Origin of the sequence: Rhodopseudomonas sp. B29 (assembly GCF_000333455.1) — a bacterium.
GTDB lineage: Bacteria > Pseudomonadota > Alphaproteobacteria > Rhizobiales > Xanthobacteraceae > Rhodopseudomonas.
On sequence record NZ_BADD01000412.1, the window covers coordinates 1 to 14,118 of the forward strand.

General features: G+C 65.5%; 13 protein-coding genes and 2 pseudogenes. 11 read left to right on the forward strand and 4 right to left on the reverse strand.

What is annotated here, in order from left to right:
* Nucleotides 1-115: 115 nt before the first annotated feature.
* Nucleotides 116-877 (forward strand): crotonase/enoyl-CoA hydratase family protein, encoded by a 762-nt coding sequence (locus tag I5M_RS14765; RefSeq protein ID WP_022722106.1) that lies wholly within the window; start codon nt 116-118, stop codon nt 875-877.
* 6 nt (nt 878-883) lie between these two features.
* On the opposite strand, the gene I5M_RS14770 is transcribed toward I5M_RS14765, so the two are convergent.
* Nucleotides 884-1,276 carry a hypothetical protein gene (locus I5M_RS14770; protein WP_148287878.1) on the reverse strand — a complete coding sequence of 131 codons (393 nt, stop codon included), beginning with the start codon at nt 1,274-1,276 and terminating at the stop codon, nt 884-886.
* A gap of 93 nt (nt 1,277-1,369) precedes the next feature.
* Nucleotides 1,370-2,312 (reverse strand): annotated as a pseudogene (locus I5M_RS29810) (LysR family transcriptional regulator).
* A gap of 88 nt (nt 2,313-2,400) precedes the next feature.
* Between I5M_RS29810 and I5M_RS14780 the strand changes: the two are divergent.
* Complete coding sequence (locus I5M_RS14780) at nt 2,401-2,838, forward strand: DoxX family protein (RefSeq protein WP_022722108.1); 438 nt, start codon at nt 2,401-2,403, stop codon at nt 2,836-2,838.
* A 111-nt stretch (nt 2,839-2,949) separates the two neighbouring features.
* On the opposite strand, the gene I5M_RS14785 is transcribed toward I5M_RS14780, so the two are convergent.
* On the reverse strand, nt 2,950-3,432 hold the full coding sequence (locus I5M_RS14785; protein ID WP_022722109.1) for a hypothetical protein: 483 nt from the start codon (nt 3,430-3,432) through the stop codon (nt 2,950-2,952).
* Nucleotides 3,433-3,681: 249 nt separating this feature from the next.
* Between I5M_RS14785 and I5M_RS14790 the strand changes: the two genes are divergently transcribed.
* The 9 genes from I5M_RS14790 to I5M_RS32290 all read left to right on the forward strand — a co-directional run bounded on the left by I5M_RS14790 (nt 3,682) and on the right by I5M_RS32290 (nt 13,617).
* Nucleotides 3,682-5,361, forward strand: coding sequence for a bifunctional UDP-sugar hydrolase/5'-nucleotidase (locus I5M_RS14790; protein WP_031336447.1), 1,680 nt, complete (start codon nt 3,682-3,684; stop codon nt 5,359-5,361).
* A gap of 107 nt (nt 5,362-5,468) precedes the next feature.
* On the forward strand, nt 5,469-6,398 hold the full coding sequence (locus tag I5M_RS14795; protein WP_022722111.1) for a histone deacetylase family protein: 930 nt from the start codon (nt 5,469-5,471) through the stop codon (nt 6,396-6,398).
* 80 nt (nt 6,399-6,478) lie between these two features.
* Nucleotides 6,479-6,730, forward strand: coding sequence for an exodeoxyribonuclease VII small subunit (locus I5M_RS14800; protein ID WP_022722112.1), 252 nt, complete (start codon nt 6,479-6,481; stop codon nt 6,728-6,730).
* 410 nt (nt 6,731-7,140) lie between these two features.
* Nucleotides 7,141-9,057: a 1-deoxy-D-xylulose-5-phosphate synthase gene (gene dxs, locus I5M_RS14805; protein ID WP_199900039.1), complete on the forward strand. Its 1,917-nt coding sequence runs from the start codon at nt 7,141-7,143 to the stop codon at nt 9,055-9,057.
* A gap of 143 nt (nt 9,058-9,200) precedes the next feature.
* On the forward strand, nt 9,201-9,764 hold the full coding sequence (locus I5M_RS14810; RefSeq protein WP_022722114.1) for a nucleoside 2-deoxyribosyltransferase: 564 nt from the start codon (nt 9,201-9,203) through the stop codon (nt 9,762-9,764).
* A 2-nt stretch (nt 9,765-9,766) separates the two neighbouring features.
* Nucleotides 9,767-10,504: a TlyA family RNA methyltransferase gene (locus tag I5M_RS14815; protein WP_031336450.1), complete on the forward strand. Its 738-nt coding sequence runs from the start codon at nt 9,767-9,769 to the stop codon at nt 10,502-10,504.
* Between the two features lie 77 nt (nt 10,505-10,581).
* On the forward strand, nt 10,582-11,982 hold the full coding sequence (locus I5M_RS14820; RefSeq protein ID WP_022722116.1) for an MATE family efflux transporter: 1,401 nt from the start codon (nt 10,582-10,584) through the stop codon (nt 11,980-11,982).
* Between the two features lie 46 nt (nt 11,983-12,028).
* Nucleotides 12,029-13,270, forward strand: coding sequence for a class I SAM-dependent RNA methyltransferase (locus tag I5M_RS14825; RefSeq protein ID WP_031336452.1), 1,242 nt, complete (start codon nt 12,029-12,031; stop codon nt 13,268-13,270).
* 116 nt (nt 13,271-13,386) lie between these two features.
* Nucleotides 13,387-13,617 carry a hypothetical protein gene (locus tag I5M_RS32290; RefSeq protein WP_148287879.1) on the forward strand — a complete coding sequence of 77 codons (231 nt, stop codon included), beginning with the start codon at nt 13,387-13,389 and terminating at the stop codon, nt 13,615-13,617.
* A gap of 346 nt (nt 13,618-13,963) precedes the next feature.
* On the opposite strand, the pseudogene I5M_RS32295 reads toward I5M_RS32290, so the two are convergent.
* Nucleotides 13,964-14,118, reverse strand: a pseudogene (locus I5M_RS32295) (IS110 family transposase); the annotation flags it as partial.

The following is a 14,118-nucleotide window of genomic DNA, read 5'->3' on the forward strand; positions in this document are numbered from 1 at the left end:
TGGGCGTCACAGTGCCTTCGCCGAAGTGCTGTTCTGATCGCCGCTATGGACGTGCTACACTGAGCTAACGACGCCTGAGGGAGGCGCGGCGAAGCGCCGCGAGCGGGGAAGCATCATGTCGGAATATCTGATCGTCACCGATGAAGACGGCGCGCGCATCATCACCATGCGCCGGCCCGAGAAAAAGAACGCGCTGACGCAGGACATGTATCGGGCGATGAGCGATGCCATCGACACCGCGCAAAACAATCCCGACATCCGCTGCCTGATCATCACCGGCGTTGCCGGCGTGTTCACCGCCGGCAACGACCTCGACGATTTCCTGAAAGCCGGCACCGACACCAGCGGCGCTCCGCGCGCCAGCGCTGCCACCAAGTTTCTGTACTCGCTGGCCCACAACGTGAAGCCGATCATCGCCGCCGTCGACGGCATCGCCATCGGCATCGGCACCACGATGCTGTTTCACTGCGACTACGTACTGGCTTCGACCGCGGCGGTGTTCTCGACGCCGTTCATCCAGCTCGGCCTGGTGCCGGAAGGCGCATCGAGCCTATTGGCACCGCGCATGATGGGGCATCACCGCGCCTTCGCCATGCTGGTGATGGGCCACAAGGTCTCGGCCGAGCAGGCCCGCGAAGCCGGCTTCGTCAATGCCGTCGTCGCCCCCGGCCACACCGAAGCTGAAGCCAAGAAAGCCGCCCGCGAACTCTGCGCGCTGCCGGCCGAAGCCGTCGCGATCTCGCGCAAGCTGCTACGCCTGCCACCCGACGAAATCACCCGCCGCATCGATCAGGAAACGCATCTGTTCAGCGAGCGGATGAAGTCGAAAGAAGCGGTGAGCGCGTTCATGCGGTTTTTTCAGAGAAAGAAGGGGTAGCTGGCGCTACTCGACCGTAATCGTGTAGGAATCGGTCGACTGCTTGTTGATCGCCGGCCAGCTGATGTCGAGCACGAAGCTGTCGGGGCCGTGATAGCCGCCGCGAGCTGCGTAGAACACGGCGAGCCCCTTGGTCGGCTGGCCGAAGCACTGGCTCGACGAGCCAAACCGGCTTGCGCCAATCTTCGCGTCCATGACGCGATTGGACAATGTACCGTGCTGCGGCTTGGTGGTGACCTTCACGACGCCGAACACGCTGCCGCAATATTTCGGATCCCACGCAGTGTACAGCGCCACCCGCTTGCTCTGGCCAGACGGGACAGTGCGATTGAAGGAATTCGCCTGAGCGGCGACGGAGCACCAAACTAACAACAGAAACGAAGCCAAGACACGCGTCATCCGATCATCTTTCTGAGCAAACTATTTGGTTTGAAACGATACGAAGCGTAGCAGGCCGGACACGTTCCGCAACCGCAGCCGATTACTGATTGATTACGTATTTTGTCCCAATTCACCAAGCAGGCCCCCGTCCCACGGCGGCTCGTCGCCGAAACACTCCACCAGATAGTCGATCATCGCCCTTACCTTCGCGGGCAACAGGCGCTGCGGCGGATAGACCGCGTAGATGCCGCCGATTTCGTGGTTGGGCTGGTCGAGCGTGAGCGACACTAATCGGCCGGCGGCGAGGTCGTCGGCGAGCAGGAAGGTCGGTTGATAGATCAGCCCCTGGCCGGCGACGGCGGCAGCGACCAACGCCCCACCGTTATCGGCGCGCAGATTGCCGGACACCGGCACCATGATGTCGCTCTTTTTGCCGAAGCGCCATTTGGTGGCGCCGACGTCGCGGACCAGCGTGTAGCCGAGGCAATTGTGGTTCGCGAGATCGGCCACCGTCCTCGGTGTGCCGTGCGCCGCCAAATAACTCGGCGCCGCGCACAACGCCGTGCGGCATGGCGCGAGACGACGGGCTATCAGCGCGGAGTCGCGCAGCGTGCCGATGCGGATGGCGAGGTCCCAGCCTTCTTCGACGAGGTCGACATAGCGATCGCCGAGGCCGAGTTCGACGGACACCAGCGGATAGCGCGCCGCGAAGGCGGCAAGCCGCGGCGCGACCTGCCTTGTGCCGAACGACATCGGCGCGTTGAGGCGCAGAAGCCCGCGCGGCTCGACGCGCTCGGCCGCGGCGGCGGTGTCGGCGGCCTCGAGGTCGGCGAGGATGCGCTCGGTCGCCTCGAGATAATTGCGGCCCGGCCTCGGTGATGGTCAGCTTGCGGGTCGAGCGGTGGAACAGCTTGACGCCGAGCCGGGCCTCCAGCGCGGCGATGTGCTTGGTCACCATGGTCTGCGACAGCCCGAGCGCGCGGCCGGCGGCCGAAAAGCTGCCGGTCGTCACCACCTTGCCGAACACTTCCAGCCCGGTCAGCCGGTCGAGCATCTCACACCCGCGGAATGATCTGATATTCTCCGCACCGGCTTTATCACACCCTCGGGAATGGGTCATCTGGCCGGAAAGGAGACCGCCGATGATCGATTCCCGCACCGCCCCCTACGCCGCCCTGCTGCTCCGCGTCGCCCTCGGCGCGCTGTTCTTCGCCCACGCCAGCCTCAAGCTGTTCGTGTTCACCCCGGCCGGCACCGCCAAGTTCTTTGCCAGCCTCGGCCTGCCGCCGGCGCTGGCCTATGCCACGATGGCGGCCGAAGTGATCTTCGGAGCCGCGCTGATCCTCGGCGTCTACGCCCGCTTCGCCGCGCTGCTGCTGACCCCGGTGTTGCTCGGCGCCATCTTCACCGTCCACGGCCCCGCCGGCTTCTTCTTCACCAATCCGCACGGCGGCTGGGAATTCCCGGCGTTCTGGACGCTGGCGCTGGTGGTCCAAGCCCTGCTCGGCGACGGGGCGTATGCGCTGGTGCCGTCGCTCGGCAGCCGCCGCGTGATGATGTCGGCGCAGCCGGCGGAGTAAGCGCGTAGTAATATAGACATCGCATCCCGCGTGAGCGGAGCGACACGCGGGGCCAATTCTGCTTGGTCCCGCATGGCGCTTCGCCTATGCGGGCTACGGCGCAAGAAGCTGTTACTTCTTCGGTAGCCTGAAATCCTGATCAGCGAACGGATCGCTCGTCGGCGTCTTGATCACGACGAAGCCGAGCTTCACGCTGTCGTGGCAGCCGTTGCAGCCGGTGGTCAGGCCCGCATAGGCCTTGGTGAAGGCGGCGTAGTCCTTCGCGGCGATGGCGGCGGCGACGGCGTCGAGCGGCTTGGCCATTGTGGTGAGGTCGCTGACCGGCAGGCTTTGATACAGCGAGGCGGCGTCTTCGAGACGCGCGCGGATCTGCTTGGTCTCGTAGCCGGCGAGCTCCCAATTATGCGCCTTGGCGGCGAACCAAAGCTTCATGTGTCGCCACTGCACGCCCTGCATGATGTCGGCGAGGCGCGGCCGGGCCGGCGGCTTGTCGGCGTGGTCGCCTTGCTGCGCGAGCGTGGGCGATCCATTCAGCATGAGTGCTGCGACCATCAGCGCGGCGAAGCCGGCGAGGCGAAATGGCAATGCGGTCATGCGGCCCTCTTATCGCTGCGCAGACGCCGAAAGCATTTCCCCGAGCGCCCGACTGATTAGAAGCTTCGAGTATTGGCATGTCGCCGCAGCCGCACAATCCGGAGGTATCCCGAGTTGCGCGGAAGATGACCGGCTGACGCAAGCCGGCAACGACTTCGTCACCCTGTTGTGGAATTGGATTGCAATTCGCGAGCGATCCACGCCAAGCCGGCGCGGATTGCAGCCGCGCCCACGCAGACGAGCCCGCATATGATACCGCTTTCGACATCCCGCCTGCTCGCCCTCGCCGCGACAACGCTGTTACTCGCCTATGCGACGGGCGCGCCGGCCCAGACGGCTGCGCAGGCGCCGGTCGAGCTGCGAATCCTGGCGATTAACGACTTCCATGGCTATCTGCAGCCGCCGCAAGGCGGCATCGCCATTGCCGATCCGGCCGATCCGACCAAAAAGATCAACGTGCCGGCGGGTGGCGCCGAGCACATGGCGACGCTGGTCAAGCGACTTCGCGACGGCCACCCCAACGCGATCTTCGTCGCCGCCGGCGATCTGATCGGCGCCAGCCCGTTTCTGTCGGCGATGTTTCACGACGAACCGACAGTGCAGTCGCTGTCGCTGATGGGGTTGGCGCTGTCGTCGGTCGGCAATCACGAATTCGACGAGGGCGCCGACGAGCTCAAGCGGATGCAGAACGGCGGCTGCCATCCGGTCGACGGCTGCCAGGGGCCAGCGCCGTTCAAAGGCGCCGACTACACGTATCTGGCGGCCTCCACGGTCGAGACCGCGACCGGCAAGACGATCTTCCCGGCCTATGCGATCCGCAGCTTCGGCGGCGTGCCGGTGGCGTTCATCGGGCTGACGCTGAAGAACACGCCCAACATGGTGTCGCCGCCGGGCGTCGCCGGGCTCAGCTTCAAGGACGAGGCCGAGACCGTGAATGCGCTGGTGCCGGAACTGAAAGCCAAAGGCGTCGATGCGATCGTGGTGCTGATCCACGAAGGCGGCTTCCCGACCGGCGACTACAATGATTGCCCGGGCATCTCGGGGCCGATCGTCGACATCATCGGCAAGCTCGACAAGGCCGTGGACGTGGTGATCAGCGGCCATACCCACCGCGCCTATAACTGCACGATCGACGGCCGGCTCGTCACCAGCGGCGACAAATACGGCACGATCGTCACCGCGATCGACCTGAAGCTCGATCCGGTGACGCGCGACGTGATCGAAGCCAAGGCCGACAACAATATCGTCCGCACCACGCTGGCCAAGGACGCTGCACAGACCGAACTGATCGCCGCCTATGACAAGCTCGCCGGCCCGATCGCGGCGCGGCCGGCTGGCGAGGTGACGGCGGCGCTGCCGCGTGTGCCGAACGAGGCCGGCGAAAGCCCGCTTGGCGATGTCGTCGCCGATGCCCAGCTCGCCGCGACCGCCGCGCCGGAAGCCGGTGGCGCGGTGATCGCGATCACCAATCCGGGCGGGCTGCGCGCCGACATCAATGGCGGCACCAACGGCGCGGTGAGCTATGGCGACGTGTTCGCCGCGCAGCCGTTCCGCAATCAGTTGGTGACGATGACGCTGACCGGAGCCGAACTCAAAGCTGCGCTCGAGCAGCAATGGGCCGAGCCGGCGCGGCCACGCATCCTGCAGGTGTCGAAAGGCTTCGGCTTCGCCTTCGACCCCACCGCGGCGGCCGGCAGCCGTATTCCGCCGGACAGGATGACGCTGAACGGCGAGACCATCGCACCGGACAAGCCTTATCGCATCACCGTCAACCAATACCTCGCGGTCGGCGGCGACGGCTTCAAGGCATTTACGCAGGGCCGCGATGCGCAGACCGGCGTCTACGATGTCGATGCGCTGTTCGCCTATTTCAAATCCCGCAGTCCGGTTGCGCCGCCGCCGATGGGCCGCATTTTGCGATTGAATTAGGCAGCCGACCAGCTAAGCCTTAAGCGGCCCTTCCGCCCGGTGCGGACGGCTCTTACATTCACGTTATACATTCGTCACACAGCATCGGCCGTTGCAGGCGCCATCGGATGACCACGCTCTTTTTGACCCACGCTGCTTGCCTCGAGCACGACACGCCCGAGGGTCACCCCGAGCGTGCCGACCGGCTGCGCGCGATCCACAAGGCGCTGTCGGCCGAGCAGTTCGCGCCTCTGGTGCGCGATGAATCCCCGCGCGGCGCGCTCGAGCACATCTCGCTCTGCCACACCGATCACCACATCGTCGAAATGCGGCATTTGTCGCCGTCGAGCGGCATCGTCTATGTCGATGGCGACACCTCGATGTCGCCCGGCACGTTCGAGGCGGCGCTGCGCGGCGTCGGCGGCTCGACCCGGGGCGTCGACGCGGTGATGAAGGGCGAGGCGCACAACGTGTTCGTCTCGACGCGGCCGCCCGGCCATCACGCCGAAATCACCAAGCCGATGGGCTTCTGCTTCTTCGACAATGCGGCGATCGCGGCGCGCTACGCGCAGCGCCAATACGGCATCGGCCGCGCCGCCGTGGTCGACTTCGACGTGCATCACGGCAACGGCACGCAGGACATCTTCTGGGGCGATCGCAGCGTGATGTACTGCTCGACGCATCAGATGCCGCTGTTTCCCGGCACCGGCTCGGCCGGCGAGCGCGGCGAGCACGACAACATCGTCAACGCACCGCTCGCCTCCGAAGACGGCAGCGAGAAATTCCGCGAGGCGTTCGACACGCTGATCCTGCCGCAGCTCGAACGCTTCTCGCCGGAGCTCATCGTGATCTCGGCCGGCTTCGACGCCCATTACCGCGATCCCTTGGCCAGCCTCAACCTCAAGGCGGAGGATTTCGCCTGGGTCACCAAGCGGTTGATGGAGGTGGCGGACAAGACCGCAGGCGGCCGCATTGTCTCGGTGCTCGAGGGCGGCTATGACTTGCAGGGACTGATGGAATCGGTAGCCGCCCATGTCGGCGCGCTGATGGAAGCCTGATCCGCTTCATCGCGCAGGTTCCGGTCCGGCGCGTGCACGCCGCGCTCCGTCACAACCCGTCTTCAAGTTCAGGACCCAAGATGGCAGAAGCCGCATCCGCCGACGTCAAGAAGCTCTCGTTCGAGCGCGCGCTCGAAGAACTCGAAGGCATCGTCAAGCGGCTTGAAGACGGCAAGGTTCCACTCGAAGAGTCGGTCGCCATCTATGAGCGAGGTGAAGCCTTGAAGCGCCGCTGCGAGGAGCTGCTGCGGCAAGCCGAGGCGCGGGTGGACAAAATTACCACTGACTCTCAGGGTGCGCCGACAGGAACTGCGCCGCTCGATGTGGAATAACCCGCAACGGACCGCCACAGTAGTATTCTGGTCCCACCACGACCGTGACATGTAAAGCACAGCCGGTTCCTGAAGTTTCGCCGATCAACCTTATTGGCCGAAAGTTTGCGCAGCCTGCCCATGCGCTGGGCGGGGCACGGTTGGATTCACACGCCAAGTTGTGTAATGGTAAGGGCTTATGTGCCGATCGCGCACGCGCCGGGACGCTGCGTCGGGATCGGAGGGGACGTCTGCTGTCGTTGAGTGAGCCGGATCACGTCAACGGATCGAAGCATAATTTAAGCTTCAGCCGTTGATTTCTCCCAAACGGGAGACGAAAGCCAGGTGGGCTTTCGACATCCGGAGCTTCGGACCATTCGTCAGGGGATGTACCCATCCCAGCTTCAGAATTGGATATCGCCGTGACCGAATTGAGTAAAACGCCGCTTCTCGACACCATTCGTACGCCCGAAGACCTTCGCAAGCTGCGGGTCGACCAGGTTCGGCAGGTCGCCGACGAATTGCGCTTGGAGACGATCGACGCGGTCTCGGTCACCGGTGGTCATTTCGGCGCCGGTCTCGGTGTGGTCGAGCTGACCACAGCCATTCATTATGTGTTCGATACCCCCCGCGACCGGCTGATCTGGGACGTCGGCCACCAGGCCTATCCGCACAAGATCCTCACCGGCCGCCGCGACCGCATCCGCACGCTGCGCACGCCGGGCGGCCTGTCCGGCTTCGCCAAGCGCACCGAGAGCGACTACGATCCGTTCGGCGCCGGCCACTCCTCGACCTCGATCTCGGCCGGCCTCGGCATGGCGGTGGCCAGCGAACTCGCCGGCGTCAAGAACAACGTCATCGCGGTGATCGGCGACGGCTCGATCTCGGCCGGCATGGCTTACGAGGCGATGAACAACGCCGGCGCGATGAACTCGCGGCTGATCGTGATCCTCAACGACAACAACATGTCGATCGCTCCGCCGGTCGGCGCGATGTCGTCGTATCTGTCGCGGCTTTACTCGGGCAAGACCTATAGGTCGCTGCGCGAAGCCGGCAAGCAGATCGGCAAGCATCTGCCCAAGGTGATCGCCGACCGCGCCGCCCGCGCCGAGGAATATTCGCGCGGCTTCATGGTCAACGGCGGCACGCTGTTCGAGGAGCTCGGCTTCTACTACGTCGGCCCGATCGACGGTCACAACCTCGATCATCTGCTGCCGGTGCTGCAGAACGTCCGCGACGCCGACGCCGGTCCGTTCCTGATCCACGTCGTGACCCAGAAGGGCAAGGGCTATCCGCCCGCCGAAGCCGCCGCCGACAAGTATCACGCGGTCGTCAAATTCGACATCGCCACAGGCGCGCAGTCGAAGGCCAAGTCGAACGCGCCGTCCTATCAAAACGTGTTCGGCCAGAGCCTGGTCAAGGAAGCCCAGAAGGACGACAAGATCGTCGGCATCACCGCCGCGATGCCGTCCGGCACCGGCATCGACATCTTCGAGAAGTCGTTCCCGAAGCGGACTTTCGACGTCGGCATCGCCGAGCAGCACGCCGTGACTTTCGCGGCTGGCCTCGCCACTGAAGGCTACAAGCCGTTCTGCGCGATCTATTCGACCTTCCTGCAGCGCGCCTATGACCAGGTCGTGCACGACGTCTGCATCCAGAACCTGCCGGTCCGCTTCGCGATCGACCGCGCCGGCCTGGTCGGCGCCGACGGCGCTACCCATGCTGGCTCGTTCGACAATGCTTACCTCGGCTGCCTGCCCAACATCGTGATCATGGCGGCTTCGGACGAAGCCGAGCTGGTTCACATGGTCGCCACCCAGGTCGCCATCAACGACCGGCCGAGCGCGGTGCGCTATCCGCGCGGCGAAGGCCGCGGCGTCGAGATGCCGGAAGTCGGCATCCCGCTGGAAATCGGCAAGGGCCGCATCGTGCGTCAGGGCAACAAGGTCGCGCTGCTGTCGTTCGGCACCCGGCTCGCCGAGTGCGAGAAGGCCGCCGAAGAACTGGCGACGCTGGGCCTCTCCACGACCGTCGCCGACGCACGCTTCATGAAGCCGCTCGACCTCGACATGATCCTGAAGCTCGCCAACGACCACGAGATCCTCATCACCATCGAGGAAGGCTCGATCGGCGGCTTCGGCAGCCATGTGATGCAGGCGCTCGCCGAACACGGCAAGCTCGACGGCGAAGTGAAGATGCGCTCGATGGTGCTGCCCGACGTATTCCTCGACCACGACACCCCCGCCGCGATGTATGCCCGCGCCGGCCTCGACGCCAAGGCGATCGTCAAAAAGGTTTTCGAAGCGCTCGGCAAGGACGTCAAAGCCGAGACCTCGAAGCTGGCGTGAGCTCGTGTTCTACGCCAGTCCTTCTTCTGGTCATTCCGGGGCGCTCACGAAGTGAGCGAGCCCGGAATCCATAACCCCTGCAGGGAGTATGGATTCCGGGCCTTCGCCCCGGCCGGCTGACGCCGACCGTGACGAATCCCGGAATGACAAACGTTTATCTCGCCGGTCCCGATATCTTTATCCCCGATGCGCTGGACCTCGGCCGTCGCAAGGCGGAGCTGTGCGCGGCGCACGGGCTGCGCAGTTTGTATCCGCTCGACAACGCCGTGGCGCTCGCCGCGCATGATGCGTCGCTGCAGATCTTTCGCGGCAACGAAGCGATGATGAACGAGGCCGATGCCATCATCGCCAATCTGACGCCGTTCCGCGGCCCGAGCGCCGACGCCGGCACGGTATACGAACTCGGCTACATGGCGGGTCGCGGCAAGCTCGTGTTCGGCTATTCCAACGATCCGGCGAACTACGTCGAGCGGGTCGGCCGATTCGAAACCCTCGACAAACGCGACGGCATGCTGATCGGCGCGGACGGTCTCGTGGTCGAGGATTTCGATCTGCCCGACAATCTGATGCTGATCCACGCGCTCGATCTGCACGGCGCGCCGCTGATCACGCTGCGCAAGAAGCCGGCTGACCTGTGGCGCGATCTCACTGCGTTCGAAGCTTGCGTGAAACTGGCCGCAGCGCGGCTGCGCGCAGTAGCGCGCTGACCATGAGCAAGCCCGACTCCCCTCCCAGGAAGCGCGCCGATGTGGTGCTGGTCGAGCGGGGGCTGTTCGAGAGCCGCGCGCGGGCGCAGGCGGCGATCGAGGCCGGGCTGGTGTTCGCGGAAGGCAAGCAAATTAGCAAAGTCTCCGAACTCATCGCGCTCGACGCAGCGCTCGAAGCGCAGCCGGCGCATCCCTGGGTGTCGCGCGGCGGTGTCAAACTGGCCGGCGCGCTGGAGCGCTATCCGATCGACATAGAGGACCGCGTCTGCCTCGACGTCGGCTCCTCCACCGGCGGTTTCACCGAAGTGCTGCTGGCGAATGGCGCCGCGCTGGTGTTCGCCATCGATGTCGGCCGCGATCAGTTGCACGCGTCGCTGCGCGGCCATTCCAGGATCGTCTCGATGGAAGAAACCGATATTCGCAAGCTCGAAGGCAAGCGGCTGCCGCAGCGGCCCGAGGTGGTGGTGATCGACGCCAGCTTCATCTCGCTGAAGCTGGTGTTGCCCGCGGCGCTATCGCTGGCCGCGGCGCCGATGAGTTTGCTGGCGCTGATCAAGCCACAATTCGAAACCGCGTCGAAACGCGGCATCGTCCGCGACGAAAAGCTGCATCGCACAGTGTGCGACGACATCACGGCGTTCGCCGCATCGCTCGGCTGCCGCGATATCGAGGTATTCACCTCGTCGATCGCCGGTGGCGATGGCAATACCGAGTTCTTTCTCGGCGCAAGGCGCGGGTGAGGCCTGCCTCGCAGCCGCCGCAGTCTTACTGCCGCCGCAGTCTTACTGCCGCCGCAGATTGGTTTAAGGTGCGCGCCATGAATCCGAACGGCTCCGACATCGCCGCCGGCGCGCTCGCGCCGGCGCATTCGTCTGCGTGGCGATCCGAACTCGTCGAGACGCTCGGCCTGGCATGGCCGATGGCGCTGACGCAACTCGGCCAGATCGCCATGATGACGACCGACCTGGCGCTGATCGGCCGGCTTGGCGATCAGGCCGTCGCCGCCGCGGCGCTGGCACATACGGTGCTGTTTGCGACTTTCACCATGGGACTCGGTCTGGTCTCGGCGGTGACGCCGCTGGCCGCGCAGGCGGTCGGCGCCCGCGCGCCGCGGCAGGTCCGAGCTTCGCTGCGCGCCGGGCTGTGGGCGACGGTGATCGCCGGCGTGCCGCTGACGCTCGGCCAGCTCTATGGCGAGGAAATGCTATTGGCGCTCGGCCAGGATTCGGCAACGGCGGCCCTCGCCGGCCGTTATCTGGATTCGCTGGCCTGGTCGCTGTTGCCCGGCTGGCTGTTCATCGCGCTGCGCGGCTTCATGGGCGCGGTGAACCGACCGGAGCCGGCGCTGTGGATCATGCTGACGGCGATCCCGGTCAATCTCGGCCTGGCTTATTGGCTGATCCATGGCGGCTTCGGCATGCGGCGGCTCGGCATCTTCGGCGCCGGCCTCGCCACCACGCTGGTGTCGCTGGCGATGCTGATCGCCGCGTCGATCGTCTGCGTCACCATGCGGCCGTTTCGGAAGTATCACGTGTTCGGTGAGCTGTGGCGCTTCGATGGCACACTGATGCGGCGCCTGCTGCAGCTCGGCCTGCCGATCTCCGGTGCGTCCGTGCTCGAATACGGCGTGTTCGGCGCCGCGGCGCTACTGATGGGGCAATTCGGCACCACCGCGCTCGCCGCGCACCAGATCGCGCTGCAGATCGCGGCGATCATGTTCATGGTGCCGATGGGCATCTCGCTCGCCGCTACGGTGCGGGTCGGCCATGCCGTCGGCCGCGGCGATACGCAGGCCGAGCGCCGCGCCGGCTTCGCGGCAATCACGCTCGGCTTCGTCTTCATGGCGGTGATGACGCTGCTCGTGGCACTGACGCGGCACGGCATCCCGCATCTGTTTCTCGGCGCCTCCGACAGCGTAGCGGCGACCGCGGAGCTGACTGCCTCGCTGCTCGTGGTCGGCGCCAGCTTCTTCATCGCGGACGGACTACAGGTGGTGGCCAATGGCGCGCTGCGCGGCAAGAACGACACCCGCGTGCCGCTGCTGTACGCGATCCTCGGCTTCTGGGTGATCGCGTTTCCATGCTGCTGGCTGCTCGGCTTTCACACCTCGCTCGGCCCGTTCGGCGTCTGGGTCGGACTGGCAATCGGCTTGGTGGTCTATGCGGCGCTGTTGGTCTGGCGTTTCCATCGTTTGACGGGGCGCAGCGCGACCGCGTGAGCAGTTGCGGCTTTACGCCCCGCCCCCGGCGGACTATCTGGCGCGGATGATGGAAACATTGGCGATCGACCAGGTCGGCCATCGCGGCGACGGCGTCAGCCTCGGCGGCGCAGAAGCTGTGTATGTGCCGTTCGCGCTCGGCGGCGATACCGTCGAGGTCGAGACGGTGCCGGGCCATCCGGATCGCCGTAAGCTGCTGCGGGTCGTGACGGCAAGCACTGAGCGCGTCGCGCCGTTTTGTCCGCATTTCGGCATCTGCGGCGGCTGCGCGATCCAGCATTGGCGCGAGGATGCGTACCAAGCCTGGAAGCGCAATCTGGTGATCGAGACGCTGGCGCAGGCCGGCATCGCCTGCGACGTCGATGCACTGATCGACGCCCACGGCGCCGGCCGCCGCCGCATCACGCTGCACGCCAAGAAAGGCACCCACGACGTCCTCAAGGTCGGCTTCACCGCGGCCGGCAGCCATGAAGTCATCGCGATCGATCACTGCCCGATCCTCGATCCCGGTCTCACCGGCGCGCTCGACGCCGCCTGGGCATTGGCCGAAGCGCTCACAGGCGTGGGCAAGCCGCTCGACATCCAGGTCACCGCCACCGAGAACGGACTCGATATCGACGTCCGCGGTTCCGGCCCGCTGCCGCCGAAGCTGGTGACGCAGCTCTCCGCGCTGGCGGAGAAGCACAGGCTGGCGAGGCTGACGCGGCATGGTGAACTTGTACTTCAGCGTGTTCCGCCGGTGGTGACGATCGGCAAGGCCCAAGTGACGCTGCCGCCCGGCGCATTTCTGCAGGCGACTGCGCGTGGCGAAGCCGTGCTGGCGGAGCTGGCGATCGGTCAGTTGGGCAAAGCCAAGCAAGTGGCCGACCTATTCTGCGGCGTCGGCCCTTTCGCGCTGCGGCTGGCCGAAAAGGCCCGGGTGTTCGCCTGCGACAGCGACGCCCCGGCGGTGAGCGCGTTGCAGAAGGCCGCAGCCGCGACGCCCGGACTGAAGCCGATCAAGGCCGAAGCACGCGATCTGTTCCGCCGGCCGCTGGCGCCGCCGGAACTGCGCGACTTCGACGCCGTGCTGTTCGATCCGCCGCGCCAGGGCGCACAGGCGCAAGCGACACAACTGGCGGCCAGCAAAGTGCCGCTGGTGATCGCGGTGTCGTGCAACGCGACCACTTTCGCGCGTGACGGGAAACTTCTGATCGATGGCGGCTACGCGCTGGAACGCGTCACGCCCGTCGATCAATTCAAACATACCGCCCATGTCGAGTTGGTGGCGCGGTTTCGCAAGCGATAGAGACACGATACAAATGCGCCACGCTGCATCGCTCAAGCAAGCTTGCTGGAGCGTGGCACGCGGAACGGCCGGCAGCGACCGCCGTTGACGCCGACCGATTGAATCCGGAGCAGGCCGTGTATCAGCAACCCGCCGCGACATCCCAGCCCGCAGCACCACAAAACGGTGCCAGCGGTCGCCGGACCGGCGAAGACTTGCTGAATCGGCAGGTCCGTCACACGATGTGGATTCTTGGCACCTGTTTCGCGCTCGGCCTCGTCATCATCGTGGCGTTGCCCGTGATGCTGCCCTATCTCCCCAGCCTCCCCTTCTGCGGCGCCGGCGCCGCGCAAGCGGCGGGGCAGTGAGGCGCGACATATCTCCGCTGTATGCGTTTCCGGCACAACCTAACGTTTGTCATTCCGGGGCGCGCGAAGCGCGAACCCGGAATCCATATGTGGACGGCCCCCGAGCCACAAGGGATTCTGAGGACTGATCGGATCGCTTGCATCCATATGTGCGGCCTGTCGGTGCGGTCGCGATGGACCGCTGGCCAAGATGGCTTCCGCGACGCGAGCTCCAATCACCCTACCGGCCTTTGTGTGCCGATGGATTCCACGGATTGTCTCGCCTCTCGGTTCGATCGATCGTTCCATCTGTCTCCCGTTGCAGCTCCGGCTCGAGCGTCGGACTAATTGCCCGACGTTCGATCTCTCAGTCGGCGCGCGGCGATGCGCTCGGCATCCGCGCCCCGTCGTAAGTCTGTTGCGTGATCATCATCTTCCAGGCGATCCTGGCGATCTTGTTGGCGAGCGCCACCGCCGCCAGCTTGATCGGCTTGCGCGCCAGCAGCGCGACCAGCCACACCG

Bases quoted from the DNA above. Each gene is read 5' to 3' on its own strand.
- I5M_RS14795 (WP_022722111.1), top strand. From the start codon at position 5,469: ATGACCACGCTCTTTTTGACCCACGCTGCTTGCCTCGAGCACGACACG.
- I5M_RS14770 (WP_148287878.1), bottom strand. From the start codon at position 1,276: ATGACGCGTGTCTTGGCTTCGTTTCTGTTGTTAGTTTGGTGCTCCGTC.
- I5M_RS14790 (WP_031336447.1), top strand. From the start codon at position 3,682: ATGATACCGCTTTCGACATCCCGCCTGCTCGCCCTCGCCGCGACAACG.
- I5M_RS14810 (WP_022722114.1), top strand. From the start codon at position 9,201: ATGACAAACGTTTATCTCGCCGGTCCCGATATCTTTATCCCCGATGCG.
- I5M_RS14765 (WP_022722106.1), top strand. From the start codon at position 116: ATGTCGGAATATCTGATCGTCACCGATGAAGACGGCGCGCGCATCATC.
- I5M_RS14820 (WP_022722116.1), top strand. From the start codon at position 10,582: ATGAATCCGAACGGCTCCGACATCGCCGCCGGCGCGCTCGCGCCGGCG.
- I5M_RS14780 (WP_022722108.1), top strand. From the start codon at position 2,401: ATGATCGATTCCCGCACCGCCCCCTACGCCGCCCTGCTGCTCCGCGTC.
- I5M_RS14785 (WP_022722109.1), bottom strand. From the start codon at position 3,432: ATGACCGCATTGCCATTTCGCCTCGCCGGCTTCGCCGCGCTGATGGTC.
- I5M_RS14815 (WP_031336450.1), top strand. From the start codon at position 9,767: ATGAGCAAGCCCGACTCCCCTCCCAGGAAGCGCGCCGATGTGGTGCTG.
- I5M_RS14800 (WP_022722112.1), top strand. From the start codon at position 6,479: ATGGCAGAAGCCGCATCCGCCGACGTCAAGAAGCTCTCGTTCGAGCGC.
- I5M_RS14825 (WP_031336452.1), top strand. From the start codon at position 12,029: ATGATGGAAACATTGGCGATCGACCAGGTCGGCCATCGCGGCGACGGC.